We start from the raw sequence: 26,597 nt of genomic DNA on the forward strand, positions 1-26,597 counted from the left end.
AAATAATGGAACAAGAGAGAGACTGAGCGCTTAAATATCAGACCAATATAGCAGGCCTATAACGGACTTATTCGTCGCCATATAACGGCCTCATCGTCAGCCCACTTCCCGATATTGTGTCTGTGCCCGGACTCTGGCTTGCATCCGGTTATTCATCACCTTGATCACTGCAAAGCGCGGCAGCGTCTTGCTGTTGGTCAGCACCAGTTCGTCGGTCAGGTTCAGGCAAACGCTCGCCTGATCGCCGGCTTCGATGACCATGAATTCCCCCCGACCGTGGGGCGTATCCATCCACACCAGGGATCCCATCTCCGGAATAACATGAGCCTGCTGTTCATGAAAGAACCAGCTTTGCGGCATCAGGGGTTTATAAAAACGGCTGACGGCGATGGCATTGAGGACCAGCTGGACCTGGTGGGGCGTACTCCAGTCGAGTTCAGCGGCCTTGTCCATCAACTGGTAATAGAGGGCGGCATCATCCACACAAAAAGGCTGGGTGGTGAAAGAACAGGGAACAAGTTGCCGACCTTTATATTCGGTGGCAAATATCATGCGATCGGACAAATCCAGCATCAGGCGCTCATCCTGAGCGTCATAATGCCACTGCCAATTGTCATTGGGTTGAATACACATGGTGGTGCCCTTATCTAAGCCGTCCCTCGACTTTATTCCATGTCGAGAATTTGAGCAACGTTAAATAAGGGCAACCGGTTATTTTTTAAATATGGGTAACGATCTCTTTGACCAGACTCGGCCCTTTATAAATAAAGCCGCTGTAAATCTGGACAAGACTGGCACCCGCCGCCAGTTTTTCCCGAGCCGCCATGGCGCTGTCGATACCACCCACACCGATAATGGGCAGGGCGCCGTCGAGGGCCTTGGCCAGGTGGCGGATCACCTCGGTGCTCTTGTGCTGGAGCGGACGACCGCTAAGCCCGCCAGCCTCTGCGGCATGGGGCATGTCATATATCATCTCCCGCTCCAGAGTGGTATTGGTGGCGATGACACCATCAATACGGTTCTTGATCAAAGAGGCGGCTACCTGATCTATTTCATCGAGTGACAGATCCGGGGCAATTTTCACGGCCAGCGGCACATACTTTTTATATTTCTCGGCCAGCTCCTGTTGACGCTGTTTCAATGCGGCCAGCAGTTCATCCAGTGCATCGCCATATTGCAATTGACGCAGACCCGGGGTGTTTGGTGAGGAAATATTGACCGCAATATAACCGGCGTGGTCATACACCTTGTCCATGCAGAGAAGGTAATCATCCTTGCCCTGCTCGATGGGGGTGTCCTTGTTCTTGCCGATATTGATGCCGATCACCCCCTGATATTTGGCCTCTTTCACCTTGGCCACCAGGTGATCGACGCCCTTGTTGTTGAAGCCCATGCGATTGATGATCCCCTCGGCCGGGATCACCCGGAAGAGACGAGGCTTGTCATTGCCGCTCTGGGGTCTGGGGGTCACGGTACCGACCTCGATGAAACCGAACCCCATGGCGCCGAAGGCATCGATGCACTCCCCGTCTTTATCCAGACCGGCGGCCAACCCCACCGGATTGGCAAAATTAAGCCCCATGACGGTGACGGGGCGTTTGGGCAGAGAATGGCGGAAGAAACAATCAAGCGGGGTACCGAGAAGGCGGGGCAAATATTTGATGGAGAGATCGTGAGCCTGCTCCGGATTGAGTTTGAACAGGAAATGCCTGGCGAGTGGGTACAGCATGCTTGCTCCTTAAAAAAAGCCCCGGCAACTGGCCGGGGCTTTTGGGGTTATGCCGAGGTTCGGCAATTCAACTGGAGCAGGTTCAACTCTCGCAAGGCCACCGAGAACTTGGCGAACTCGTGCGTGCTCGTGGTCTTGAAGTCGGCCAACATGTGGGTCCAACGGGACAAGAGTTGCTCATGCTCCGAAATCCAGTCGGCCAGTATGGTAGCGCATTCCCCCTGCTCTTTGCACCCTTCCAGTACCACGGAGGTGAGGCTGCGTTGCTGCCAGTCCAGATCTTCGCGGAAGGAAGCCCGCGCCATCGCCTGCCAGTGGTTGCCCACCGGCTGATGGTTGATCTGCTCGAGGAACCAGTGCAGATCCAGCTTGGCGCCCAGGCGATAGTAGACGTTGGCAACCCGCAGGATGTCGGTCTTGTGCTCCGCGGCAATCTGCGCCAGATCCAGGCAGGAGAAGAGGCTGTTCATGTGGGCCACGCGACGGGCGATGGCCTCCGGCACCTGTTTCTCCATCAGGGCGGCGACAGCCTGGCGGTGTTCGGCCACTTCGCTCTCGTCCATTACCTCATAAAGGTGCTGACTCAGGGTCTCGAAGGCCGGGCGGAAGAAGGCGATGTTCTCGCCGATGCTCCAGCTGCGGTTGCGGGCGCGCAGGAACCAGCGGGTGGCGCGGCGCACGATGCGGCGGCTGTAGAACATCAGCTCGAGCTGGGTCTGGGCATCCACCCCGTTGTCACACCCTTCGATGTCACGCCACAGGGCGCCGAGGCCGAACACTTCCCGGGCCATAGCGAAGCAGCAGGCCACTTCCGCCACCGAGGCACCGGTCTCGTCCTTCATCCGGCTGGCGAAGTTGAGCCCCATGTCGTTGACCAGCATGTTGGCCACCCGGGTCGCGATGATCTCGCCTCGCAGCGGGTGCTGGGCCAGGGCCGCACCAAATTGCTGCTGCAACTGGGTCGGGAAGCTGGTGACCAGCATTTTGGCGAGGAAGGGCTCGTCGGTCACTTCCGGGCAGTTGAGCTGCTCTTTGAGCACCATCTTGCCGTAAGCCACCAGCACCGCCAGCTCGGGTCGGGTCAGCCCCTGCCCTGCCGCCATCCGCTCGGAGAGCTCCTCGTCGGAGGGGAGGAACTCGAGCGCCCGGTCCAGCTTGCCTTCCCGCTCCAGCCCCTGGATGAAGCGCTGCTGCTCTTTCAGCTGCTCGGCACCACGGAAGGCGGTCACCGAGATGGACTGTGACTGGCGGTAGGCGTTGGTGATGACCACCTGGGCCACCGCATCCGTCATCTCGTAGAGCATCTGGTTGCGCTGCTTGAGGGTCAGGTCACCGGCCGCCACCAGTTGGTTGAGCAGGATCTTGATGTTGACCTCGTTGTCGGAGCAATCCACCCCGCCCACGTTGTCGGTGAAGTCGGTGTTGATGCGACCACCCTGACTGGCGTACTCCACCCGGCCAAGCTGGGTGAAGCCCAGGTTGCCACCCTCGCCCACGATGCGGGCACGCAGGTCACGACCATTGACCCGCAGCACGTCGTTGCTGCGATCCCCGACGTCGGCGTCGCTCTCGCGGGCACTCTTCACATAGGTGCCGATGCCGCCGTTCCAGAGCAGGTCGACGTTCAGGCAGAGCAGCGCCTTGATCAGCTCGTTCGGGGCCATGCCGCTCTTGTCGGTGCCGAGCAGGGTCTGCATTTCCGGGCTCAGCTTGATGGACTTGGCAGAGCGCAGGAAGATGCCGCCCCCCTTGGAGATGAGCTCACGGTTGTAGTCATCCCAGCTGGAGCCGGGCAGCTCGAACAGGCGCTTGCGCTCGACGAAGCTCCCGGCCGCATCCGGGGTCGGGTCGACGAAGATGTGCATGTGGTTGAAAGCGCCCACCAGCTGGATGTGCTCGGAGAGCAGCATGCCGTTGCCGAACACGTCGCCGGCCATGTCGCCTATCCCCACGCAGGTGAAGTCGGTGGTCTGGCAGTTGATGCCAATCTCACGGAAGTGGCGCTTGACCGATTCCCAGGCGCCGCGGGCGGTGATGCCCATCTTCTTGTGGTCATAGCCGACCGAGCCGCCGGAGGCAAACGCATCGCCGAGCCAGTGGCCGTACTCGAGGCTGATTTCGTTGGCGATGTCGGAGAAGGTGGCGGTGCCCTTGTCGGCGGCCACTACTAGGTAGTAGTCATCCTCGTCGTGACGCACCACGGATTTTGGCGGGATCACCTCCCCCTGAATGATGTTGTCGGTCACGTCGAGCAGGCCGCGGATGAACAGACGGTAGCAGGCCTTGCCCTCCTCCTGGATGACGGCACGGGGCGCTCCCGCCGGCATCTGCTTGCAATAGAAGCCGCCCTTGGCGCCCACCGGCACGATGACGGTGTTCTTCACCTGCTGGGCTTTCACCAGACCCAGCACTTCGGTGCGGAAGTCCTCTTTGCGATCGGACCAGCGCAGGCCGCCACGCGCCACCTTGCCCCAGCGCAGGTGTACCCCTTCCACTCGCGGGGAGTAGACGAAGATCTCGAACTTCGGCAGAGGCAGCGGCATATCGGTGATGCTGGAGGGGGCCAGCTTGAAGGAGATGTAGGGCTTGATGTTGCCCGCCTTGTCTAGCTGGTAGTAGTTGGTGCGCAGGGTAGCGTCGATCATCTCCACATAGCGGCGAATGATGCGATCGTCATCCAGGTTGGCGACCTGATCCAGCTTGGCCGCAAGCTCCTCGTGCAGCTTGGCCTGCACCTTGGCATCCTGCTTGATGGCCGGATCCAGGCGCTGTTCGAACAGGGTGAACAGCAGCTCTGCGATATCCGGATAACGGGTCAGGGTCTCCTCGATGTAGGACTGGCTGAAGGAGACGCCGGTCTGGCGCATGTATTTGGCATAGGCCCGCAGCACGGATACCTGACGACCGGTGAGGCCGGCCCCCAGCACCAGACGGTTGAAGCCGTCATCTTCCAGGGTCTTGCTCCAGATGGCGGCGAAGGCCTGCTGGAAGCGCTGCTGGCTCTGCTCCAGATCGAACGGTTGCTCACCGCGCAGCAGCATGGAGAAATCGAGGATCCAGAACACCTCGCCGGTGGGGGTCCGTACCTGATACGGGGTCTCGCCGATGACGCGCAGCCCCATGTTTTCGAGCATGGGCAGGACGTCGGAGAGGTGGATGGGTTCGCTTCGGTGGAACAGCTTGAGGCGTACCCGGCGATCGTTCTCCTCCTCCTGGGCGCGGTAGAACAGCATGCCAAGCGGCTCGGCCTCGCTCAATCCATCCAGGGCCATGATGTCCGCGACGGCAGAGCCCGGCAGCACATCTTCCTTGTAGGCGCGGGGGAAGGCGGTGCTGAAACGGCGGCGCAGCTCGTTGCCGCGGGCCTCGCCATAGTGGGAAAGCAGCACGGAATCCAGGCGGTCATCCCAGCTGCGGGCCGCTTCAATCAGGTTGTTCTGTACTTCGTTCACATCCACATCCACGTTGTTGTTGTTGACCCGCACTATGTAGTGGGTCCGTGCCAGCACGCCCTCGGTGAAGTAGACGTTGAACTCCACATCGATGCTGCTGCCAAAATATTTCTGCAAAATCTGCTGGGTCTTGACCCGCAGCGCCGTGTTGTAGCGCTCCTTGGTGACATAGACCATGCAGGAGAAGAAGCGGCCGTAGACGTCGCGGCGCACGAACAGGCGCAGCATGTCCCGCTCCTGCATCTCCAGCACCCCGAGACCGGTGGCCAGCAGCTCCTCTTCACGGGCCTGGATCAGCTCGTCGCGCGGGTAGGTTTCCAGCACGTTCAGCAACGCCTTGTAGGCATGGGAGCCCGACTCAAAGCCGGAGGCGGCCATGATGCGCTCGAGGCGGTGGCTGATGAGGGGGATCTGGGTCGCACTGGTGTTGTAGATGGAGGAGGCATAAAGGCCGATGAAGCGATCCTCTCCCACCACCTTGCCGTGCTCGTCGAAACGCTTGATGCCGATGTAGTCCACATAGGCCGGACGATGTACCCGGGACTTGCTGTTGGACTTGGTGAGGATCAGCAAGTTGGAACTGAGGGCCGCGTGACGGGCGCTGGCGGGCATGATGCCGAGGCGCTGGCCTTCGTCCTTGATGGAGTTCTTCATCAGCCCCAGGCTGGACTCGGGCTGCGGCAGGATCTCGTGATCCCCCTCCACCGCCTTGACGTCGTAGCGACGATAACCCATCAGGGTGAAGTTGTGGGCGGCCACCCATTTGAGGAAGGCGACGCAGGAGTCCACCTCGGCCTGGCTGACCGGGTTCTTGCGTTTGGGCAGCTCCTCGATGATCTCGTTCAGGCGCGCCAGCATGGGCTGCCAGTCTCCCACCGCCAGGGCCACTTCCCGCGCGACCGAGTTGAGCTCGGCAGTCAGGGCGTCCATCTCCTCTTCACCGGTCAGGTGATCGATTTCGATGAGAAAGGCGGTTTCCACCGAGGTCTGCTCTGCGGTGTTGTCCAGATCCAGGATGGCGCCAATCTTGCCGCCTTCGCCGCGGATCAGGTGCAGCGGCTGGTGAAGCATCATGTGGGCGGTGATATTGAGACGCTTGAGCGCCATGCGGATGGAGTCCACCAGGAAGGGGGAATCCTGCAGGATGATCTCGACGATGGTATGAGGAGACTGCCATCCGTGGCGGGTCAGCTCGGGGTTGTAGACCCGGATATAGGGCTCGATGCCGGTACGGTGGTTGAGGGCATTCCACAGACTGAGGGCGGCGCCATAGAGATCGCTGTCATTGCGGTCATGCAGATCAGTGCTGGCCATGTTGCCGTAGAACTTGGCAACGAAACATTCGACCAGGGAGGCACTGTTTTTCGGCAATTTCTGGTGGATCAGACTGAGAACGTTTTCGAGCAGAACGGATGTAGGGGCGTCTTTCAATGCCATTGCTAGTTTCCTTATCGGACGACATCACAGACACGGCGACATCCACCCAGGATGCGCGCCGGTACAGAGTTGCAGCGAAGTGTAATGGCTTGGATCAAGGAAGGCGAGCAAAGGTGATAACGGGATGTTAAAAACAAGGGACAGATCACGGCTTGGGTTGTGATAAATTTTGCCAAGTTGGCAAAATTCAGAAAATCGCACTGGATGCCGCGCCATTTACCGGATAGATAGTGACTTAAAGCAGATATTTACCCGGATTGATGTTCAAGTTTTGTTAATTTATGCGTTCCAGGGAAATGAAGCGATGATCGTCCTGGGTTTTCAGTCGAAAGTAGCCGTGAACGCCGCTCTCCGACACAAAACGCCGGATTTTCTCCAACCCCAGCTCCAGGGTCAGACCCTGCTCGGTACGTACCACCAGGCGGTTCACCTGCCCCTGGTACATCAACATGATCTCGTCGCGGCCAAGGGAGAGCCGAAAAGTGTATTGCCTCATGTCACCTCCTGGTCATCCATGAAAAACGGGCAGGAGAGCCAGACTCCCCTGCCCGCCGTCGTGACGCTTATTGTGCCAGCGCCTTGCTCACCTTCTCGAACAGATCCCGCGCCAGCCCGTCCAGGTTGGCCAGGCGGGTCAGCTCGGCGCGAACCAGCGCCTTGCGCCCCTCATCGAGCCGCTTGAACTGGATAAGCGGGGTGATGAGGCGGGACGCCACCTGGGGATTGACCTCGTTGAGCTCGATCAAGAGATCGGTCAGGAAGCGATAGCCGCTGCCATCGGCGGCGTGGAACTGCACCTGGTTGTTCATGGCGAAGCTGCCGATGAGCGCCCGCAGCCGGTTCGGGTTGCGGATGCTGAAGGTCGGGTGCGCCATCGCCTGCTTCACGTCATCGAGCACATCCTTGGCCGGCTTGGCGCCCACCAGCCGCAGCCAGTTGTCCAGTACCAGGCCGTCGTGGGCCCACTTGACTTCGAAGTCGGCCAAAAGCGCGGCGCGGCACGGCAGCAGATGGCTGTTGGCCACCTGGAGTGCAGCCAGGGTGTCGGTCATGTTGTCGGCGGCCCCGTACTGCTCGCGCACCAGGGTATCGGCCTTCGCGGCATCCAGCGCCGCCAGATAACCCAGCACCACGCCCTTGAGGGCCCGTTTGGCCATGTCGGCATGGACCACCTGATAAGCCGACAGACGCAGGCTCTCGTAGCACGCCAGCAGGCGGTCGCCGAAGGCGTGGGCCAATGCGGTCTGGATCCCGTTGCGCACCTGGTGGATGGCGTCGATATCGGCCGCCTCGAACAGCTCGGCCAGGGTCGCCTCTCCCGGCAGGGCCAGGATCTCTGCCTTGAGGGCGGGATCCAGTGCAGCCTCGTCCAGAATGGCAACAAAGGCCGCCAGCAGGGTGTGGGAGAGTTCAACCCTCTGCCCGTGCTGGACCCGCGCCACCCCGTCGATCACCGCCTTGTTGATCAGCATCTGCGCCGCATCCCAGCGGGCAAACTCGTTGCGGGCATGGCGCATCAGGAAGGCCAGGGCCTCGTCGCTATAGTCATAGTGCAGCTTGACCGGGGCGGAGAAGTCCCGCAGCAGGGAGGGTACCGGTCTGACCGGCACCCGATCGAATTCGAAAGTCTGCTGTGCTTCCAGCACGTCCAGCACATTGCCGATGGCCTTGCCCTGGTATTGCAGCGGGATGACGGCACCCTGTGCATCGTAGAGCTCGATGTCGAGGGGGATATGCAGCGGCAGCTTTTGTGGCTGATCCTGGGTCGGCGGGGTGTGCTGGCTCACGTGCAGACGATAAACACCACTCGTGGCATCGTACTCGTCGGTCACGGTGAGCTCGGGGGTGCCGGACTGGCTGTACCAGCGGCGGAAGCGAACGAGATCCACCCCGGAGGCATCCTCCATCGCCTGCACGAAGTCGTCGCAGGTGGCGGCAGAGCCGTCGTGACGCTCGAAGTAGAGGCGCATGCCCGCCAGGAAGGCGTCCTCCCCCAGCAGGGTGTGCATCATGCGGATCACTTCAGAGCCCTTCTCGTAGACGGTCAGGGTGTAGAAGTTGTTCATCTCGATCACCACATCCGGGCGGATGGGGTGGGCCATGGGGCCGGCATCTTCGGCAAACTGCGGACCGCGCACGGTGCGCACGTTGTTGATCCGGTTGACGCCGCGCGACCCCAGATCGGAGGAGAACTCCTGATCCCGGAACACCGTCAGCCCCTCTTTGAGGCTTAACTGGAACCAGTCGCGGCAGGTGACGCGGTTGCCGGTCCAGTTGTGGAAATATTCGTGACCGATCACCCGCTCGATGCCGTGGTAGTCCGCATCGGTGGCAGTGGCCGGGTTGGCCAGCACGAACTTGGAGTTGAAGATGTTGAGCCCCTTGTTCTCCATGGCCCCCATGTTGAAGAAGTCCACCGCCACGATCATGTAGATGTCGAGATCGTATTCGAGGCCAAAGCGCTGTTCATCCCAGCGCATGGAGTGGATGAGGCTCTCCATGGCGAAACCGGTGCGGTCCAGGTTGCCCTTGTCCACGAAGATTTCCAGCGCCACATCGCGACCACTCCGGGTGGTGTAGTGATTGCGCTCCACATCGAAGTCCCCCGCCACCAAGGCGAAGAGGTAGCTCGGCTTGGGGAAGGGATCCTGCCACTGCACGAAGTGGCGACCGTCGTCCAGATCGCCGCTCGCGACCTTGTTGCCGTTGGAGAGCAGATAGGGGTACTTGGCCTTGTCGGCGGTGATACGGGTACTGTAACGGGCCAGGATGTCTGGCCTGTCCATGTAATAGGTGATACGACGAAAGCCCTCGGCCTCGCACTGGGTGCAATAGGCATCGCCGGATTTGTAGAGCCCCTCCAGCGCCGTGTTGGCGGCGGGATCAATGTTGGTGACCACGGTCAGCACGCACTCGGCCGGCAGGTTGAACAGGGTCAGGCTGCTCTCTCCCTGCTCGTATTGCTGATAGGGCACGCCATCCACACTGACGCTGACAAGGTCAAGCCCCTCGCCGTCCAGCACCAGGGGTTCGTTGTGATCGCCGCTGCGACGCAAACGGGAGATGGCGGTGACCCGGGTCAGGGGCTCTTGCAGCTGAAAATCGAGATCCAGACTGTCACACCAATAGAGGGGAGCCTGGTAATCCTGGCGATATTTGGCCGTCATGGCCTGAGGTTGTTCAGTCATTATTGTGTGCTTCCACGCTTTGTTATTGACGTGTCAGAGGCTGTCACAAGGCTCGGACAGGGTCAAATAGTTTGCATTCAGGCAAAAGAAAGGGCGACCAGAGTCGCCCTTGTCATTTCGTTGCCAGCATCAGCTATTCTTGCTGAGGGTGGCCAGATCCGCCGTGATGTTGGCCGCTTCCACCTGGTATTCGTCAGGTGCCTCGAAATCGGTCGGCAGTTCATCCAGGCTCTTCACCGTCGGCTTGCCAAGACGGGTCAGCCGCTCATTGGCTCGCGCCAGCGCCTTCTCGTCCTGTTTGGCCTGTTCAGCCAGCCGCTCGGCTTCGTTCAGGGAGACCGACTTCTTGTCCTTGTCCGCCTGATACTCCTTGATGTCCTGCAGCACATAGGCAAATTCCGGATCCTTGGTGATCCGTGCCTCGTGGGCCGCTTTCAGCTTGGGCAGCAGGCTGGAGAAGTCCCCCAGTCGCTCGTAGCTGGCCGAGGCAATCTTGTCCCAGGGCAAGGCGTTGAACTCGCGGCTCTCCCCCGTCTCCCCCGGCGCTACCGCAGTCGGGAAGGCGATATCGGGTGCAACTCCCTTGTTCTGGGTGCTGCCGCCATCGATACGGTAGAACTTGGCGATGGTGTACTGCACGTGACCCAGCGGCTGCTCGTAGAAGTCATAGACCTTGGCGAGGCTGCGATGCTGCTGCACCGTCCCCTTGCCGAACGAGTTTTCGCCGAGGATCAGCGCACGACCATAGTCCTGCATGGCGGCAGCGAAGATCTCGGAGGCCGAGGCGCTGTAGCGGTCGATCATCACCGACATGGGGCCACCGTAGTAGACATTGCCGTCGTCGTCGCCATTGACGGTGATGCGACCCATGTGATCACGGATCTGCACCACGGGGCCGCTGGCAAAGAAGAGACCGCTCAGGGCGGAAGCTTCCGTCAGGGCACCGCCACCGTTGCCGCGCAGATCGACGATGAGGCCGTCGATCTTCTGCTTGTTGAGGCTGGAGATCTCCTTGATCACGTCGTCGTGCAGGTTGACGTAGAAGCTCGGGATCTCGAGCACGCCGATCTTCTTGCCCTCGGCGGTGATCACCTTGGACTTGGCGGCTCTGTCTTCCAGACGCACCTTGTCACGCACCAGCTCCACCAGCTCGGTCTTGGCGGTCGCGCCCTTGCCGCGCTGGATCTCCAGCTTCACCTTGCTGCCCTTGGGCCCCTTGATGAGCTCGACCACGTCGTCAAGACGCCAGCCAATGACATCCACGATCTTACCGTCGTCCTGCCCCACACCGGTGATCTTGTCATCGGGTTTCAGGTGATTGGACTTGGCCGCCGGGCCGCCTGGCACCAGGGAGCGGATGACGGTAAAGTCATCTTCCGCCTGCAGCACGGCCCCAATCCCTTCCAGCGAGAGGTTCATCTCGGTGTTGAACCGATCGGCGCTGCGCGGAGACAGATAGCTGGTGTGCGGTTCGATGGCGCGGGCGAAGGAGTTCATGAAGAGCTGGAACACGTCCTCGCTCTCGGTCTGGGACATCCGCTTGATGGCGTTGTTGTAACGCTTGCCAAGCAGCTCCTTGATCTCGGGCCACTCCTTGCCGCTGAGCTTGAGGCTCAGGGCATCGAACTTGACCCGCTGACGCCACAGCTCGTTGAGCTCGGCTTCATCCTTGGGCCAGGGAGCCCCTTCCCGATCGAAGACGTAATTGTCTTTCTGGGTAAAATCGAAGGGAGTGTCGAGCAGTTTGAGGGCGTATTCGAACCGCTCGTACCGCCGCTGCTGACTCAGGTTGAACATCTCGTAGGCCGGAGCCAGTCGCCCTCGCTCGAGGTCGGTGTCAAAACCGGTACGATATTTCTCAAAACGGCTGATGTCAGAGGCCAGAAACAGGTTGCGGCTGTAGTCCAGATTCTCCAGATACTTGTCAAAGATCACGGAGGAAAAGGCGTCGTCCAGCTTGAACTGTTTGTAGTGGGAGCGGGTAAACAGATTGGCAATTCGCTTGCTGGCCGTAGCATGTTGGCTCTCTTGAGCCAACACAGGCAAATCACTTTCCTTGAGCACCGGCTCGATGGCCTGTGCGAGCCCGGCAAGCGCCAGGCTACAGGCAACGAGTGAAAAACGAATCACGCCATGCTTCAACATTCGTCTCCTTAGAGAACCAGATGCTCGAACTTGACCCGCAACATCATGCCGGTCTGCAATTGAACCTGTACGTCATCCTTGGTCACTTCCTTGATGGTCGCAGGCACAGGGGACTTGCCCAGCACGACGCGCACGCCCTGCTCGACTTTCAGGGTAGCGGCATCCACTTTCACCAGCGGCGCATCGGCGACCGGTGCAGCCTTGGGAGCAGGGGCGGACTTGGGCTTGTCGGAGCGGGGAGCGTCAGCCTTGCGCGGCGCGTTGCGACGCGGCTGCTTGGGCTTGTCTTCCTTCTCCTTGGTGTTGGTGCGGCGGCTGGCAAAGACACGTTCCTTGCTCTCCTTGAGCGCCTGTTTGGCATGCTCGATGTGCTCTTCGGTGAGCAGCTCGCCCGGGTTGCCGTCCAGATCGACACGGGCCTGGCCAGCCTTGAGGCCATGCAGGTAACGCCAGCTGGAGGTGTATTGACGCAGAGCAGAGCGCAGCATGGTCTTGGAGACTCTCTCGTCATCAGCAAGACGCGCGGCCAGATCCTGGAAGATGCCAATCTTGAGTGGCTTGGCCTCTCCTTCAGCGATGAAGCAGGCCGGGAATTTCTCGACCAGGTAGGCGACGATCTCTTTACTGTTCTTCAGCTTTTCAGTGTTTTCCATGTATAACCTTGGCTTTCATATAGACGCACGGGCATGCCCGAACACAACAAAGGCCCCATTATAGAGAGCTTGGGACCTTTTGCGAACCATCTAGCAATGACTTAGAGCATGCTTTCCAAAATTTGCACCGTTTCTTCGAGGCCAATCCGGTCCTGCTCGTCAAAGCGGTTAAAGATTGGACTGTCGATGTCCAGCACCCCGATGATCTCCCCGCCACGGCGCAGCGGGATCACGATTTCCGAGTTGCTGGCACCGTCGCACGCAATGTGCCCCGCGAACTGGTGCACGTCGTCCACCAGCTGGGTCTTGCCCTCGGCAACCGCAGTGCCACAGACGCCGCGCCCGACCGGGATGCGCACACAGGCCGGCTTGCCCTGGAACGGGCCGAGCACCAGGGTCTCGCCCTGCAGCAGGTAGAAACCAACCCAGTTGATGTCAGCCAGTTCCTGATTGAGCAGGGCAGACAGGTTTGCCAGGGTGGCGATCATGTCGGGTTCGCCCTCTAGCAATGCCTGGGCCTGCTGGTTGAGCGTGCGATAAAATGCTTGTTTTTCAATCATGATTAAATGAACTTCACTCTTTGATAATCAATGCAAGGTACCGTCCTGCCTGAAAATTTCAAATCAATTTTCATTTATCCCCCCTCCTGGGGCCCGATGAGAGTCCGTTCAACGTGCCGCGCCCAACGTCAGTTGATGGCGCTGGCCATTGCTCCACTCGATGGTCAAGAGCCAGTCCATCGCCTCTGCCGTACAACTTCCCACCTGGGTCACCCCTCGCCACCCCGCATCGCTGGCTTCAAACAGCACGGGGATGAGCCCCATGAACATCTCCTTGCCCTCGAGCCAGGCCTTGACCGGCGTAATGGCCGGCACACCCCCTTGAAGGCGCAGGACAAAGTCATGTTCAGGGCGGATCGGCAAGCCATCGATGCTGACCGTCAGCGGGCGATCCCCGACGATGAGGCGGCAGGGGCTGTGGGACAGATCACAAATCTGAACATTGGAGCCCTCTGCATGGTCGCTTCCTGTGCCTGAAAACCAGGTTCGATAGGCCATCAGGGAGAGCAAAATGACCAGCACCATGGACAGGTGGACGATTTTGCGTGAAGTGAGTCTCTCTTTCATGAAAAAACAGCTCTGTAAGGTACGTAGAAAATGTAATTTTCGTGATCTGGCTCAAGGTAAAAACTGGCGGACATGAGACCCGCTGGAGCCAAATATATCACTGTTTGTACTGTTATTTTACCGGTCATTTCAGTATCATTCTCAATGGATTTTCATTTAACCACCTTTTGCTTTTCCTTTTATTAACAGATGTTAACGAGGGGATTTTGCAAAACCGGGGTGAAAATGGCCCAGGACACCGGGCAACACTAACAACAGCATCGGAAGCGGAATACAACGATGAGCCATACAACAAACCACCCTGAGTACAACTACACCGTTGTGCGCCAGTTCACCGTCATGACGATTGTCTGGGGTATCGTCGGCATGTCGGTGGGTGTATTGATTGCAGCCCAGTTGATCTGGCCTGCCCTCAACTTCGACACCCCCTGGCTGACGTACAGCCGTCTGCGTCCCCTGCATACCAATGCGGTCATCTTCGCATTTGGTTGCAGCGCCCTGATGGCCACCTCCTTCTACGTGGTGCAACGCACCTGTCAGGTCCGGCTGTTTGGTGGTCCCCTCGCCTCCTTCGTGTTCTGGGGCTGGCAGGCGATCATTCTGTCTGCAGCCATCTCGCTGCCGCTGGGGTACACCACCTCCAAAGAGTACGCCGAGCTGGAGTGGCCCATCGACATCGCCATCGCCGTGGTCTGGGTGAGCTATGCCATCGTCTTCTTCGGCACCTTGGTCAAGCGCACCACCTCCCACATCTATGTGGCGAACTGGTTCTTCGGTGCCTTCATCATCACGGTGGCCGTACTGCACATCGTCAACAACATGGAAGTGCCGCTCTCCGGCATGAAGTCCTACTCCATGTACTCCGGTGCCATGGATGCCATGGTGCAGTGGTGGTATGGCCACAACGCAGTGGGCTTCCTGCTGACAGCGGGCTTCCTTGGCATGATGTACTATTTCGTGCCCAAGCAGGCGGGTCGCCCCGTCTACTCCTACCGCCTCTCCATCGTGCACTTCTGGGCGCTGATCTCCCTCTATATCTGGGCCGGTCCGCACCACCTGCACTATACCGCCCTGCCTGACTGGGCCCAGTCGCTGGGCATGGTGATGTCCCTCATCCTGTTCGTGCCCTCCTGGGGCGGCATGATCAACGGCATCATGACCCTCTCGGGTGCCTGGCACAAGCTGCGTTATGACCCCATCCTGCGCTTCCTGATCGTCTCCCTGTCGTTCTACGGCATGTCGACCTTCGAAGGCCCCATGATGGCGATCAAGACCGTCAACGCCCTCTCCCACTACACCGACTGGACTATCGGTCACGTTCACTCCGGTGCCCTGGGCTGGGTTGCCATGGTGTCCATCGGTGCCGTCTACCACCTGATCCCGAACCTGTTCGGGCAGGGGCGCATGTACAGCATCAAGCTCATCAACGTCCACTTCTGGCTGGCCACCGTGGGCACCGTGCTCTATATCGTCGCCATGTGGATTTCCGGTGTGATGCAGGGCCTGATGTGGCGTGCGGTCAACGACGACGGCACCCTGACCTACAGCTTCGTGGAGGCGCTGCAAGCTTCCTATCCCTTCTACTTCGTGCGCTTCCTGGGTGGCTGCTTCTTCGTCACCGGCATGCTGCTGATGGCTTACAACGCCTATCGCACCGTCACTGCGCCCAAGGGTTCTCTGGAACCCGTCGCACAGCCAGCCTGATTTGAAGGGGTTTAAAGCATGAGCAACAACAACCGTCACGAGATTTTTGAAAAAAGCGTCCCCATGCTGGTGATTGGCATCATCTTCGCCATCAGCCTGGGGGGCCTGGTGGAAATCACCCCCCTGTTCTTCCAGAAGCAGACCAACGAGCCGGTGGAGGGCCTCAAGCCCTACACCGCCCTGCAGATGGAAGGACGCGACATCTACATCCGCGAAGGCTGCACCGTCTGCCACAGCCAGATGATCCGCCCGTTCCGCGCCGAGACCGAACGCTACGGCCACTACTCGGTTGCCGGCGAGAGCGTCTGGGAGCACCCCTTCCTGTGGGGCTCCAAGCGTACCGGCCCGGATCTGGCCCGGGTCGGCGGCCGCTACTCCGATGACTGGCATCGCGCCCACCTCATCAACCCGCGTGACGTGGTGCCCGAGTCCAACATGCCGGCCTTCCCCTGGCTCGAGACCAATGTGCTGAGCGGCGAGTTGACTGGCAAGAAGCTGGCTCTGTTCCGGGATCACTTCGGCGTGCCCTATACCGATGCCGACATCGCTGGCGCCGGTGAGGCCGTCAAGGGCAAGACCGAGCTGGATGCGCTGATCGCCTATCTGCAATCACTGGGCCATGCCCTGAAATAAGGAGTCGGGATATGGATTACGGCACATTTCGCGGCCTGTACACCCTGCTGCTGATGGTCATCATGATTGGCATCATCGTCTGGGCCTACAGCAAGCGCCGCAAGGCTTCTTTCGACGAGGCCGCCAACCTGGTTTTTGCCGATGACGAGCAACCCAGTGCTGATAACAAGAACGCAGGAGCGAAGCAATAATGAGCACTCTGTTTAGCATTTTTGTGACCGTCATAAGCCTTGGCACCATTCTCGGCTGCTTCCTGCTGCTGGCCTGGTGCATGAAGGACAAGATGGGAGCCGAAGAGGGCAAACCCATGGGTCACACCTTCGACGGCATCGAGGAGATCAACAATCCCCTGCCGAAGTGGTGGTCCTATATGTTCCTCTTCTTCATCGTCACCGGGCTCATCTACCTGCTCGCCTTCCCGGGCCTTGGCAACTTCAAGGGTCTGCTGGGCTGGCAGAGCTCCAACCAGGATGTGCGTTCCCTGGCCGAGTCCAAGGCGGCGGCCGAGTCTGCCAAGGCCGAAGGACGCGCGGTGGAATACGACCGGGAACTCGCCAAGGCCGACGAGATCTACGGCGCCAAGTTCCGCGAGCTGACCTATCAGGCTGACGGCAAGAGCTACAAGGAGATCACCGAGATCGCCAAGGATCCGGAAGCCCTGAAGGTGGGTCAGCGCCTGTTCCTGCAAAACTGTTCCCAGTGTCATGGCTCCGATGCCCGCGGTGGTCGCGGTTTCCCAAACCTGACCGACAGCGAATGGCAGTGGGGCGGCGCACCCGACCAGATCAAGACCACCATCATGGGCGGTCGTCAGGGGATCATGGCCGCCTGGGGCGAGATCCTGGGTCAGGACGGGGTGAAAGAGGTTGCCTCCTATGTGCTGAGCCTCTCCGGTCGTAAGGTTGATCTGGTGGAAGCCAAGAAAGGGGAAGCACGCTTTGCCATGTGCGCCGCCTGCCACGGTCCGGATGCCAAGGGCGGCATCGCCTTCGGCGCACCGGATCTCACCAACAACATCTGGCTCTATGGCGGCTCCCGTCAGGTGGTCGAACAGACCATCACCCACGGGCGCCACGGCGTGATGCCGGCCTGGAAGGACATTCTGGGGGAAGACAAGGTACATCTGCTCGCTTCCTACGTTTACAGCTTGTCCCACAACGATCGGCAAAATCAGCAGTAACATGTGATAAGCACGTGATTAATCAGCAAAAAGCCTCGACTCTTCGAGGCTTTTTGCTATCTTGTGTTGGCTGAATTACCGCCATTTCGTTAACCATTTGTTTCGGTAGCATCATGACTCAACCCTGGTATCGCCAATTCTGGCCCTGGTTCATCATCGCCCTCCCCTGCGCCGCCGTGGTAGGCAGCATCGCCACCGCCATCATTGCCAGCAAGGATGGGGTCAACCTGGTGGCGGAGGACTACTACAAGCAGGGCAAGGAGATTAACCAGGATCTCAGCAAGTTCGATCGCGCCGAGGCGCTCGGCATCCGTATCGCCCTCAATGTCAGCGACAAGGAGCTGACGTTAAATCCACTGTCCGGGGATTTCCCCCTCGGGCAGGCACTGCACCTCTCCCTGTTTCATCCCACGTTGGCGGGCCTGGACAGCGAACATCTGCTGACGGCCGATGGCAAGGGAGTCTATCGCCTGATGCTCGACAAGCCCCTCACCGGCAAGTGGCACGTGCGGGTCGATGCCTTCAACCATGAATGGCGCCTCCAGGAGACGGCACAACTGCCGACTCAGGCAGCGATTGAGCTCGATCCCAAGGGACGTTGAATCACGAAGGCAGGGTGATCGGCACGCCGGTCAGCCGCCCTTCTCCCCGACCCGGCCTGCAGGGCTGCATCAAAGAGGGATGATCACCATGACCGGCTGTTTTCACTGTGGTGAACCGGTTCCCACTGGCAGTAACTTTACTCTCGAGATCAAAGGCATCGCTCAGCCGATGTGTTGCCCTGGCTGTCAGGCCGTGGCACAGACCATTCTCGAATGCGGCCTCGCCAGTTATTACGAACACCGCACCGCTCCCGGCATCAAGGGGGAACTGGTGCCCGAAGAGCTCGCCGCCCTCACCCACTACGATCTGGCGGAGGTGCAGCAGGAGTTCGTCACCGACACCGGTACGGGTCGCGAAACTACGCGCGAGATCCAACTGACGGTGGAAGGTTTGAGCTGCGCCGCCTGTGCCTGGCTCATCGAGCGGCACCTGATGACCCTGCGCGGTCTGCGTTACATCAACGTCAATACCACCACCCATCGCGCCCGCATCAAGTGGGATCCGGCCCAGCTCTCTTTGAGCGACATTCTCAAGGGCTTTGCCAGGGTCGGCTATCGCGCCTATCCCTTCCAGACTCATCAGCAGGAAGCGCTCTACGCCAAAGAGGTGCGCAGCTACATGTTCCGCATGGCGCTGGCCGGCCTTGGCTCCATGCAGGTGATGATGTGCGCCGTGGCACTCTACATGGACCTCTTCATCAGCGTGGAAGAGGAGTTCATGATCTACTTCAAGTGGATAAGCCTTCTGCTCTCCACCCCCATCATGATCTACTCGGCCCAGCCTTTTTACGTGGGGGCATGGCGCAGCCTGAAGCAGGGGCACCTCTCCATGGATGTTTCGGTGTCGCTGGCACTGATCGGCGCCTTCGTCGCCTCCATCTGGGCCACGGTCTTCAACACGGGTGAGGTCTATTACGACTCCATCACCATGTTCGTCTTTTTCCTGCTGTTGGGCCGTCTGCTGGAACTACGAGCGAGGCGCAAGGCGTCGGAGTCGAGCTCCAACCTGGCGCGTCTGGTGCCCATCATGGCGACCCGCATCGATGATGACGGCGAACACGAGGTGGCCGCCAAGACGCTGCGAGTCGGAGACAGGGTGCGGGTACTCGCGGGGGCCACCCTGCCGGCAGACGGCATCGTCACCTTGGGCCAGGCCAGCCTCAACGAATCCATGCTGACTGGCGAACAGTTGCCTCTGCTCAAGCAGGCCGGGGATCCCGTCTATGCAGGCACCATCAATACCGATGCCCCCCTGGAGATCCGGGTCAGCCATCCCATTGAAGAGTCGCGTCTGGCCCAGATCATGCGCCTGCAGGATCATGCTCTGGACGACAAGCCCGCCATCGCCCAACTGGCGGACGTGCTGTCGCGCCACTTTATCCTGGTGCTCCTGATCATTGCGTCCGCGGTCTGGACCTTCTGGCATTTTCATCAGCCCGAGCGGGCCTTCTGGGTCACCCTGGCGGTGCTGGTGGCGACCTGTCCCTGCGCCCTCTCGCTGGCCACCCCGACCGCACTGACCTCGGCCACTGCCAACCTGACCCGCAGCGGCATCCTGCTGCGCCGCGGCCACGTGCTGGACATTCTGACCCGGGCCAACCGCATCGTGATGGACAAGACGGGAACCCTGACCACGGGCAACATCAGCCTGGTGAGCACCCAGCCCCTCGGCGAGCTCGACGCAGCCCGCTGCCTCGCACTCGCCCATGCCCTGGAGACCTACTCCGAGCACCCCATCGCCCGTGCGTTTCGAAGCAAACCACTGGCGGACGGGGTGCCGCTCGCCGCCAGCGACGTCACCCCCGTCATCGGCCACGGCGTGCAGGGAGTAATTGAGGGCAAGCATTACCGCATCGGCAGTGCACGCTGGCTCGAACTGGCGCAAGAAGAGAATGCCGCTCAAGGGCTGACCATCTATCTGGCCGATGAACACGGACTGCTGGCCCGTTTCATCCTGGCCGACACGCTGCGCCCCGATGCCGGTGCACTGATCCAGGCCTTCAAGGAGGCAGGCCTGCAAACCACCATTCTCACCGGCGACGGTTCGGACCAGGCGGACATGCTGGCCCGCGAGCTGGGGGTCGATGAGCTGGTAAAAGGGGTCACCCCGGACGGCAAGCTGGCCTATCTCAAGGCCCGGGAAGCGGCCGGGGATATCAGCATCATGGTGGGAGATGGCATCAACGACGCCCCTGTGCTGGCCGGCGCCCACGCGTCCTTTGCCATGGCCGGGGGCACGGATCTGGCCAAGAACAGTGCCGACGCCATCCTGCTGGCCGACGATCTCTCCCGTCTGCTGGCCGCCCGGGCCCAGGCCCTGCGCACTCGCAAGATCATCAAGGAGAACTTTGCCTGGTCCATCGGCTACAACCTGCTTGTGCTGCCGCTGGCGGCAAGTGGCTGGCTCCCCCCTTATCTGGCGGCTGCTGGCATGTCCCTGAGCTCCCTCATCGTGGTCACCAACTCCATGCGGCTCAACCGGTGAGCAGCCATCTGGCATCCTCCCGGGTGGCGGCACCTCTTGCCTCGCCGGGTTATCATCCCCCTTTCACCACAGGGTCCGCGCCATGAACATTATCTTCGTCCTCATCCCCATCGCCATCCTGTTCGTTGTCATTGCCGGCGCCGTCTTCTTCTGGGCCATCCGCTCCGAGCAGTTCGAGGATCTCGACAGGCAGGGCTCCAACATCCTGTTTGACGAGGAGCAGCGCCCCTTGCCCCCCTCTGAACAACAAGCAGAACAGGAAAACAGGCCCCATGACCAGCAGCCTTGACCTCATGGGCGCCCTGCTGGTCGGGCTTGCCGGTGCCGGCCACTGTATCGGCATGTGTGGCGGCGTGTCCGCAGCGCTCTCCATGGCCATACCTGCCGAGAAGCAGCATTTTTGGGGCAGGCTCGGTTATCTGCTCAACTACAACCTGGGGCGCATCCTGAGCTATGTGCTGGCGGGCGCGCTGGTGGGCGGCTTGCTCGCCACCACCACGGAGATAGGCGCTGGCAAACACGCCCTGGCAGGGCTTCGCCTCATCGCCGCCCTGCTGATGATAGCGCTCGGCCTCTACTTGGCTGGCTGGTGGCATGGCGTCTTGCTGCTCGAGCGCATCGGTGCGAAGTTCTGGCCTCTCATCAAGCCGCTGGCAGGCAGGTTTCTCCCGTTTACATCAGCCAGGCAGGCCCTCCCCTTTGGCATGATATGGGGCTGGCTCCCTTGCGGCCTCGTCTACTCCATGCTGACCTGGAGCGCTGCCGCAGGCTCCGCGAGTGGCGGGGCACTCATCATGCTCTTTTTCGGCCTCGGCACCCTGCCGACCCTGTTTGCGCTAGGGGGGCTGGCAGACCGATTGCGCTACTGGCTCACCCTGCGCAGCCTGCGCCTTGGGGGCGCCTTGCTGCTTATTGCCTACGGGATCCACACCCTCTGGATCGGGATGGCGTCCTTTTGAAACCCTATCCAAAACGGATGAGATGGTGGTAAACTTGTTTGATATAAATCAATTATTCATTTGAGCCTATGATCCCGGACAAGAAACCTGGCAGACGTATTCAGAGCGGTGGCTGTGCAATTCATTGCCAGGATTGCAGCATCAGCCAGCTCTGCATCCCCTTCACCCTGAACGATAACGAGCTCGATCAGCTCGACAGCATCATCGAGCGCAAAAAGCCGTTCCAGAAGGGTGAAGAGTTGTTCAAGGCCGGCGATGAGCTCAAGTCGCTCTATGCCATACGTTCCGGGACCATCAAGTCATACACCATCACCGAACAGGGTGACGAACAGATCACCGCCTTCCACCTCGCCGGTGATCTGGTCGGTTTCGACGCCATCCACAAGCAGGCCCACCCCTCCTTCGCCCAGGCGCTGGAAACCGCCATGGTGTGCGAAATACCGTTCGATGTGCTCGACGACCTCTCTGGCAAGATGCCCAAACTGCGCCAGCAGATCATGCGGCTGATGAGCAACGAGATCATGGGCGACCAGGAGATGATACTGCTGCTCTCCAAAAAGAACGCCGAAGAGCGCCTCGCTGCCTTCCTGCACAATCTCTCGGTTCGTTTCTCCGAGCGCGGCTTCTCCGCCAAGGAGTTCCGCCTCTCCATGACCCGTGGAGACATCGGCAACTACCTCGGTCTCACCGTCGAGACCATCAGCCGCCTGCTGGGCCGTTTCCAGAAATCCGGTCTCATCAGCGTCAAAGGCAAATACATTACTGTACTGGACAACGTTGCCTTGGGCGTCATGGCCGGAGCCACTCGTCCTCCCTGCGGTTAATCCCCGTTTATTCCCTTTTTTGCCGGATCGGATCACCCTGAAATTTGATCCGGCACACCTTCCCGTCTCCCCCCTTGGACTAAGCTGTAATAGCTAAAGAGTTGCCATCATTGGCCTTTTTGCTAAGGAGGAGAACATGGTCAAGTACCGAAACATTCTGGTGGTGATCAATCCCGAGGAGGAGCGCCAGATCGCGCTCGAGCGCGCGGTCAAGGTCGCCGAGCTGGATGAGGGTGCCCAGCTGACCCTGCTCCTGACGATTTACGACTTCTCTTACGAGATGACCGCCATGCTCTCGGCAGACGAGCGGGAAGAGATGCGCCATGGTGTCATCGCCCAGCGTCGGGAGTGGCTCGACGAGATCCTCACTCCCTATCGGGCCAGAGGGCTGGAATGCGAAGTGAAAGTGCTTTGGCACAACCGTCCCTTCGAGTGCGTCATTCAGGAAGTGCTGGAACAGCGTCACGATCTGGTCGTCAAGGCTACTCACAAACACTCCTTCCTGCAAACCTTCATCTTCACCCCCACCGACTGGCACCTGCTGCGCAAATGCCCCTGTCCGGTTCTGCTGGTAAAAGAAGGGCACTGGCAACGGGGGGGCAACCTGATTGCCGCCATCAACTGCTCGAGCGATGACAAGGAGCAGAAGGTGCTTAACGAGCGGATCACCCGCGAGGGGATCGCCATCGCCGAGCTGCTTGGTGCCAGTCTCTATCTGGTCAACACCTACCCGGGCACCCCGGTCAATGTCGCCATCGAACTGCCAGAGTTCGATCCCAACGCCTACAACGATGCCATTCGCAAACACCATGAAGATCTGCTGCGGGAACATGCCGATCAATTCGGCATCAACCACATGTGGACCAAGGTGGCGGAAGGCTTGCCGGAGGAGGTGCTGCCGGACATGGCGGACGATCTGAATGCCACCCTGATGATCATGGGATGCGTCGGCCGTACCGGCCTCTCTGCCGCCCTGCTTGGCAACACCGCCGAGCACGTGGTGGACAGGCTCAACTGCGACATTCTCATCCTCAAACCCGACGATTACAGCTGCCCTGTGGATGACAGGCGTCATCCTGCATAAGCGTTTCTTGCCCTCCCCCGGGACATGGCTATAATAAGCCGCTTATTTTTGTCCCGGGTTTGAGGCCATGCTAGAAGAGCTTAACGCCAAAGAGAAATACAGTTTCAACAAGCTGCAGAAACGTCTGCGGCGCAACGTGGGCCAGGCCATCGCCGACTTCAACATGATTGAAGAGGGTGACAAGATCATGGTCTGCCTGTCTGGCGGCAAGGACAGCTTTGCCATGCTCGACATCCTGATGAGCCTGAAGGCCAGCGCCCCCATCCATTTCGATCTGGTGGCCGTCAACCTGGATCAGAAGCAACCCGGCTTCCCCGAGCACGTGCTGCCCGAATACCTGAGCACTCTCGGCATCGACTTCAAGATCGTGGAAGAAGATACCTATTCCATCGTCAAGGAGAAGGTACCGGAGGGCAAGACTACCTGCGCGCTCTGCTCCCGCCTGCGCCGCGGCATTCTGTATCGCACCGCCCAGGAGCTGGGCTGTACCAAGATCGCCCTTGGCCATCACCGTGACGACATCCTCGAGACCCTGTTCCTCAACATGTTTTACGGTGGCAAGCTCAAATCCATGCCCCCCAAGCTGGTGAGCGACGATGGCAAGAACGTGGTGATCCGCCCCCTGGCCTACTGCAAGGAGAAAGATCTGGTGCGCTATGCCGAGGTCAAGGCCTTCCCCATCATCCCCTGCAACCTGTGCGGCTCCCAGGAGAACCTGCAGCGCCAGGCCATCAAGCAGATGATGCAGGAGTGGGATCGCCGCTTCCCAGGCCGTCTCGAGACCATGTTCACCGCCATTCAGGACGTGATCCCGAGCCACCTGCTCGATCACCAGCTGTTTGACTTCAAGAGCATCAATCGCGACTCCGGCATCATCGACGGTGGCGACAAGGCATTTGATCCGCCCGAGCTGCCCAAGGTGCCGCTGCTGGACATCGACGAGATGGACATGCTGGACGTGATTGAGGTGCGCTAAGCCCCGTCACCCACAAAAAAGGAGCGCCAGGCGCTCCTTTTTTCATTCTGGCAATCTGCGGACTCGGGTCGCTACTCCTTGTGTAGCCAGGGGGTCAGGCGCAGGATCTCCCCTTGCAGTTGCAGCTTGCCCTGGGCAAACCCCTTCAGCTGCGCATTGCTGAGCAGCAGTTGCCCCTGCTGCCAGGAGACGGCCTCCTGACGGGCACCCTCCACAAGGTAGGCTGTGCCTGCGGGCGCCACCATGGAGATCCGCACCCCTTCCATCTTGGGCAGGAAATACTGGCCGACCATGCCGGCCATCTTGTCGAGCAATCGCTGCATCTGCTGCTGACGCGAGACAAGTTCGGCCAGCGGCACCTCGGGTGTGGCGGGGGCGTCAGCCATCACCTGTACCGACAGATCACAGGCGGCGTGGGCCTCGGTGAGCCCCACCACCACGATCGCCTTGTCGAGGTTGAGATCATCGTCATAGGGCAGACGCAGTTCGCCATCCACCGTGACCTCGGCGGGCACATCCCTGTCCGGGGTCGAGACCCGGGCCGAGGTGAGCCCGCAGCGCCGACCGTTCTGTTGACTGGCCAGATAAAAGCCCAGTCTGGCGTGGCCAAATTCCCCCTTGGCGAAGGTCTTCATCTGGCTGTAGAAGGTGCCGTAGTCGAGTTCAAGGGACGGCTCAGCCTGTCCCAGCATGGGCATCAGCAGGAGCGCCGCCATCCCGTATCGCTTGTTCATATGCCATCCTTTTGCATCATGCTCCGGGCGGGTCGACACCGGCTGACCCCTGGTATTCCATTATGCGTTGAAATGATCCGGGCCCTGCCCGTTGTTGCCACTGGCAACCTCGGTCACTTCGACTGCCACCCCACACAGATCCCGGTAGAGAATGCCCTTGCAGTTGAAGTAGAGCGGCGCCACCCAGATAAGTCCCAGCCCCATGGGGATGAGCGCCAGGAAGAAGAGTGCCAGCATGACCCCGTGCAGCAGCACTATGCTGGGCCAGCCCCGGGCAAAGAGCTTGAGGGAGACCAGAATGGCCTGAGCCGGGGAAAGACCGCGCTCCAGCACCAGAGGTACGGTAAACACCAGCCCCATGCCCACCAGGGCGGAAGGGATGAAGGCCAGCATCACAGGCACACCCAGCAGCTCGAACAGGGGTCCAAACAGGCTGGTGATGAGGCTGCCGAGCAGACTCAGGCTGCCCAGGCGCAGGAAGTGGCGGAAGAAGTCGAACACCTGGCTCGGCCGGGCGCGTACCCCCACCGACTGCTGCAACCCCAGCATGTCGAGGGAGGAGGTCATGGGTGACATGATCACCGTGACCAGCAGGCTCAGGATCAGGGCCATATCCATATCCCCTCCTTCACGGGCGACATAGGGCGTCAGCAAGGTATTGCTCAGCAGGATCCAGATTGCCATGACCCCGGCGATGGCCAGCGCCAATCCGAAACCGGTGCGACGAGTCTGTTGCCACCCCTCTTTCAACACCCCTTGCAGGTCCAGACGATATCCCTGGCTGAGGGACTGTTCGAGGGTTCCACCGATCCGCATTCTATTACTCAATTGACTGTCCAACATTCACTGACGACTGATCCAAGGTGGCACATTATAGCGGTTTGAACCGGCATGCGTAGCCGTTTTTCCTGTTATCTTCCGTTCAGAAAGCCATTGATACCAAAGGCCTTGCAGCCCTACTTGATGAAGTTCCCCTCACCCTTGGCCCCTCTGTCCAACGGGAGTAGGATGTTGACATCCTCCCCCACCTTAGAGCTTCGCGTCACAGGAGGGGGATTCCCATTACTGGGTGATAGCTGCTCGCGCAGTACCGGGTTCCTGCTTCATCGGGCGGCCTGATTGCACCACGCCTCCACAGGCTAAAACGGCGTGTCCCGCCGCTAAAATATTGCGAGCGCCGTTCACATCGGCGTTCGCCTCATAACCACACGCAGCGCATTTAAACTGGCTTTGCGTCTGGCGGTTATCCTTCGCAGTATGCCCACAACAGGCGCACTGCTGGCTCGTGTAGGCCGGGTTTATCGCCAACACCTGACCGCCTCGCCATGCCTGCTTATATTCGAGCTGGCGGCGCAGCTCAAACCAGCCCTGATCTAATATCGAACGATTCAGCCCTGATTTTGCCCGGACGTTGCGCCCCGGCTGGCTGGTCGTGCCCGCTGCTGATTTTGACATGCTGGCAACCTTCAAATCCTCAATGACGATCATCGCGTGGTTTTTGCTGATAGTCGTTGTGACCTTGTGAAGGTAATCGCGGCGGGTATTGGCGATATGTGAATGCAGCCGCTGGATCTTGGCTTTTTGTTTCTTCCAGTTGCTGCTGAACTTTACCTTTTTGCTCAACTGGCGTTGGAGCCTTGCCAGCTTGGTCTGATTGGTTTTGAAGCTGTTGACGGGCTCAAACA

The 26,597-nt window shown here is 59.9% G+C and carries 24 protein-coding genes; 12 read left to right on the plus strand and 12 right to left on the minus strand.

All coding sequences use genetic code 11. From position 1 onward, the window contains the following. Positions 1–96 precede the first annotated feature (96 nt). The 9 genes from C3418_RS10460 to C3418_RS10500 all read right to left on the minus strand — a co-directional run bounded on the left by C3418_RS10460 (position 97) and on the right by C3418_RS10500 (position 13,731). A complete protein-coding gene (locus C3418_RS10460) occupies positions 97–633 on the minus strand; it encodes a cell division protein ZapC (protein WP_103858455.1) in 537 nt (178 codons plus the stop codon). Between the two features lie 85 nt (positions 634–718). After that, positions 719–1,729 carry a quinone-dependent dihydroorotate dehydrogenase gene (gene pyrD, locus C3418_RS10465; RefSeq protein WP_039040791.1) on the minus strand — a complete coding sequence of 337 codons (1,011 nt, stop codon included), beginning with the start codon at positions 1,727–1,729 and terminating at the stop codon, positions 719–721. Between the two features lie 47 nt (positions 1,730–1,776). Continuing rightward, entirely contained in the window at positions 1,777–6,618 is a 4,842-nt protein-coding gene (locus tag C3418_RS10470; RefSeq protein WP_103858456.1) for an NAD-glutamate dehydrogenase, read from the minus strand. A 274-nt stretch (positions 6,619–6,892) separates the two neighbouring features. After that, a complete protein-coding gene (locus C3418_RS10475) occupies positions 6,893–7,114 on the minus strand; it encodes a DUF2835 family protein (protein WP_010674767.1) in 222 nt (73 codons plus the stop codon). 67 nt (positions 7,115–7,181) lie between these two features. After that, the gene (pepN, locus tag C3418_RS10480; protein ID WP_103858457.1) at positions 7,182–9,806 is read right to left on the minus strand and encodes an aminopeptidase N; all 2,625 of its coding nucleotides are present in this window, start codon (positions 9,804–9,806) and stop codon (positions 7,182–7,184) included. A 129-nt stretch (positions 9,807–9,935) separates the two neighbouring features. Beyond that, positions 9,936–11,951 carry a carboxy terminal-processing peptidase gene (prc, locus tag C3418_RS10485; protein WP_052814626.1) on the minus strand — a complete coding sequence of 672 codons (2,016 nt, stop codon included), beginning with the start codon at positions 11,949–11,951 and terminating at the stop codon, positions 9,936–9,938. Positions 11,952–11,959: 8 nt separating this feature from the next. Further along, positions 11,960–12,604, minus strand: coding sequence for an RNA chaperone ProQ (proQ, locus tag C3418_RS10490; protein ID WP_010674770.1), 645 nt, complete (start codon positions 12,602–12,604; stop codon positions 11,960–11,962). A gap of 101 nt (positions 12,605–12,705) precedes the next feature. Continuing rightward, positions 12,706–13,164: a GAF domain-containing protein gene (locus C3418_RS10495; protein ID WP_010674771.1), complete on the minus strand. Its 459-nt coding sequence runs from the start codon at positions 13,162–13,164 to the stop codon at positions 12,706–12,708. A 108-nt stretch (positions 13,165–13,272) separates the two neighbouring features. Further along, complete coding sequence (locus C3418_RS10500) at positions 13,273–13,731, minus strand: hypothetical protein (protein WP_010674772.1); 459 nt, start codon at positions 13,729–13,731, stop codon at positions 13,273–13,275. Between the two features lie 41 nt (positions 13,732–13,772). Here C3418_RS10500 and C3418_RS24050 point away from each other — a divergent pair, with 41 nt between their 5' ends. The 12 genes from C3418_RS24050 to ttcA all read left to right on the plus strand — a co-directional run bounded on the left by C3418_RS24050 (position 13,773) and on the right by ttcA (position 24,178). Then, positions 13,773–14,036, plus strand: a complete 264-nt coding sequence (locus tag C3418_RS24050) for a hypothetical protein (RefSeq protein ID WP_125117269.1) — start codon at positions 13,773–13,775, stop codon at positions 14,034–14,036. Next, on the plus strand, positions 14,011–15,435 hold the full coding sequence (ccoN, locus tag C3418_RS10505; RefSeq protein WP_010674773.1) for a cytochrome-c oxidase, cbb3-type subunit I: 1,425 nt from the start codon (positions 14,011–14,013) through the stop codon (positions 15,433–15,435). Before C3418_RS24050 ends, ccoN begins: the two co-directional genes overlap by 26 nt. 18 nt (positions 15,436–15,453) lie before the next feature. Further along, positions 15,454–16,068 carry a cytochrome-c oxidase, cbb3-type subunit II gene (ccoO, locus tag C3418_RS10510; protein WP_010674774.1) on the plus strand — a complete coding sequence of 205 codons (615 nt, stop codon included), beginning with the start codon at positions 15,454–15,456 and terminating at the stop codon, positions 16,066–16,068. 11 nt (positions 16,069–16,079) lie between these two features. Further along, complete coding sequence (locus C3418_RS10515) at positions 16,080–16,259, plus strand: CcoQ/FixQ family Cbb3-type cytochrome c oxidase assembly chaperone (protein WP_010674775.1); 180 nt, start codon at positions 16,080–16,082, stop codon at positions 16,257–16,259. After that, entirely contained in the window at positions 16,259–17,248 is a 990-nt protein-coding gene (gene ccoP, locus C3418_RS10520) for a cytochrome-c oxidase, cbb3-type subunit III (RefSeq protein WP_039040785.1), read from the plus strand. Before C3418_RS10515 ends, ccoP begins: the two co-directional genes overlap by 1 nt. Positions 17,249–17,361: 113 nt before the next feature. Continuing rightward, a complete protein-coding gene (locus C3418_RS10525) occupies positions 17,362–17,850 on the plus strand; it encodes a FixH family protein (RefSeq protein ID WP_010674777.1) in 489 nt (162 codons plus the stop codon). Between the two features lie 88 nt (positions 17,851–17,938). Beyond that, positions 17,939–20,335 (plus strand): heavy metal translocating P-type ATPase, encoded by a 2,397-nt coding sequence (locus C3418_RS10530; protein WP_103858460.1) that lies wholly within the window; start codon positions 17,939–17,941, stop codon positions 20,333–20,335. A gap of 82 nt (positions 20,336–20,417) precedes the next feature. Further along, positions 20,418–20,624, plus strand: coding sequence for a cbb3-type cytochrome oxidase assembly protein CcoS (gene ccoS / locus C3418_RS10535; protein WP_041211434.1), 207 nt, complete (start codon positions 20,418–20,420; stop codon positions 20,622–20,624). Continuing rightward, on the plus strand, positions 20,608–21,294 hold the full coding sequence (locus tag C3418_RS10540) for a sulfite exporter TauE/SafE family protein (protein ID WP_010674780.1): 687 nt from the start codon (positions 20,608–20,610) through the stop codon (positions 21,292–21,294). The genes ccoS and C3418_RS10540 overlap by 17 nt, the downstream gene beginning before the upstream one ends. A 68-nt stretch (positions 21,295–21,362) precedes the next feature. Further along, positions 21,363–22,118 (plus strand): FNR family transcription factor, encoded by a 756-nt coding sequence (locus tag C3418_RS10545; RefSeq protein ID WP_010674781.1) that lies wholly within the window; start codon positions 21,363–21,365, stop codon positions 22,116–22,118. A 136-nt stretch (positions 22,119–22,254) separates the two neighbouring features. Beyond that, positions 22,255–23,202 (plus strand): universal stress protein UspE, encoded by a 948-nt coding sequence (gene uspE, locus C3418_RS10550; RefSeq protein ID WP_039040780.1) that lies wholly within the window; start codon positions 22,255–22,257, stop codon positions 23,200–23,202. Between the two features lie 67 nt (positions 23,203–23,269). After that, positions 23,270–24,178, plus strand: coding sequence for a tRNA 2-thiocytidine(32) synthetase TtcA (gene ttcA, locus C3418_RS10555; protein ID WP_052814627.1), 909 nt, complete (start codon positions 23,270–23,272; stop codon positions 24,176–24,178). A 71-nt stretch (positions 24,179–24,249) separates the two neighbouring features. On the opposite strand, the gene C3418_RS10560 is transcribed toward ttcA, so the two are convergent. The 3 genes from C3418_RS10560 to C3418_RS10570 form a co-directional block, all read right to left on the minus strand. Beyond that, the gene (locus C3418_RS10560) at positions 24,250–24,912 is read right to left on the minus strand and encodes a DUF2987 domain-containing protein (protein ID WP_041211435.1); all 663 of its coding nucleotides are present in this window, start codon (positions 24,910–24,912) and stop codon (positions 24,250–24,252) included. Between the two features lie 60 nt (positions 24,913–24,972). After that, positions 24,973–25,728 (minus strand): hypothetical protein, encoded by a 756-nt coding sequence (locus C3418_RS10565; protein WP_052815447.1) that lies wholly within the window; start codon positions 25,726–25,728, stop codon positions 24,973–24,975. A 246-nt stretch (positions 25,729–25,974) separates the two neighbouring features. Beyond that, the coding region (locus C3418_RS10570; protein WP_146054103.1) for an RNA-guided endonuclease TnpB family protein at positions 25,975–26,597 on the minus strand (623 nt) is incomplete at its 5' end.

Source organism: Aeromonas sp. ASNIH8, assembly GCF_002919855.1.
Lineage (GTDB): Bacteria > Pseudomonadota > Gammaproteobacteria > Enterobacterales > Aeromonadaceae > Aeromonas > Aeromonas caviae.

Coding starts and splice junctions, on each gene's coding strand:
- proQ (WP_010674770.1), bottom strand. CDS start 12,604: ATGGAAAACACTGAAAAGCTGAAGAACAGTAAAGAGATCGTCGCCTAC.
- C3418_RS10565 (WP_052815447.1), bottom strand. CDS start 25,728: ATGCGGATCGGTGGAACCCTCGAACAGTCCCTCAGCCAGGGATATCGT.
- ccoS (WP_041211434.1), top strand. CDS start 20,418: ATGAACATTATCTTCGTCCTCATCCCCATCGCCATCCTGTTCGTTGTC.
- C3418_RS10560 (WP_041211435.1), bottom strand. CDS start 24,912: ATGAACAAGCGATACGGGATGGCGGCGCTCCTGCTGATGCCCATGCTG.
- C3418_RS10545 (WP_010674781.1), top strand. CDS start 21,363: ATGATCCCGGACAAGAAACCTGGCAGACGTATTCAGAGCGGTGGCTGT.
- C3418_RS10525 (WP_010674777.1), top strand. CDS start 17,362: ATGACTCAACCCTGGTATCGCCAATTCTGGCCCTGGTTCATCATCGCC.
- ccoN (WP_010674773.1), top strand. CDS start 14,011: ATGAGCCATACAACAAACCACCCTGAGTACAACTACACCGTTGTGCGC.
- C3418_RS10470 (WP_103858456.1), bottom strand. CDS start 6,618: ATGGCATTGAAAGACGCCCCTACATCCGTTCTGCTCGAAAACGTTCTC.
- C3418_RS10495 (WP_010674771.1), bottom strand. CDS start 13,164: ATGATTGAAAAACAAGCATTTTATCGCACGCTCAACCAGCAGGCCCAG.
- pepN (WP_103858457.1), bottom strand. CDS start 9,806: ATGACTGAACAACCTCAGGCCATGACGGCCAAATATCGCCAGGATTAC.
- C3418_RS10515 (WP_010674775.1), top strand. CDS start 16,080: ATGGATTACGGCACATTTCGCGGCCTGTACACCCTGCTGCTGATGGTC.
- ccoP (WP_039040785.1), top strand. CDS start 16,259: ATGAGCACTCTGTTTAGCATTTTTGTGACCGTCATAAGCCTTGGCACC.
- ttcA (WP_052814627.1), top strand. CDS start 23,270: ATGCTAGAAGAGCTTAACGCCAAAGAGAAATACAGTTTCAACAAGCTG.
- C3418_RS10530 (WP_103858460.1), top strand. CDS start 17,939: ATGACCGGCTGTTTTCACTGTGGTGAACCGGTTCCCACTGGCAGTAAC.
- C3418_RS10460 (WP_103858455.1), bottom strand. CDS start 633: ATGTGTATTCAACCCAATGACAATTGGCAGTGGCATTATGACGCTCAG.
- ccoO (WP_010674774.1), top strand. CDS start 15,454: ATGAGCAACAACAACCGTCACGAGATTTTTGAAAAAAGCGTCCCCATG.
- prc (WP_052814626.1), bottom strand. CDS start 11,951: ATGTTGAAGCATGGCGTGATTCGTTTTTCACTCGTTGCCTGTAGCCTG.
- pyrD (WP_039040791.1), bottom strand. CDS start 1,729: ATGCTGTACCCACTCGCCAGGCATTTCCTGTTCAAACTCAATCCGGAG.
- uspE (WP_039040780.1), top strand. CDS start 22,255: ATGGTCAAGTACCGAAACATTCTGGTGGTGATCAATCCCGAGGAGGAG.
- C3418_RS10475 (WP_010674767.1), bottom strand. CDS start 7,114: ATGAGGCAATACACTTTTCGGCTCTCCCTTGGCCGCGACGAGATCATG.
- C3418_RS10540 (WP_010674780.1), top strand. CDS start 20,608: ATGACCAGCAGCCTTGACCTCATGGGCGCCCTGCTGGTCGGGCTTGCC.
- C3418_RS10500 (WP_010674772.1), bottom strand. CDS start 13,731: ATGAAAGAGAGACTCACTTCACGCAAAATCGTCCACCTGTCCATGGTG.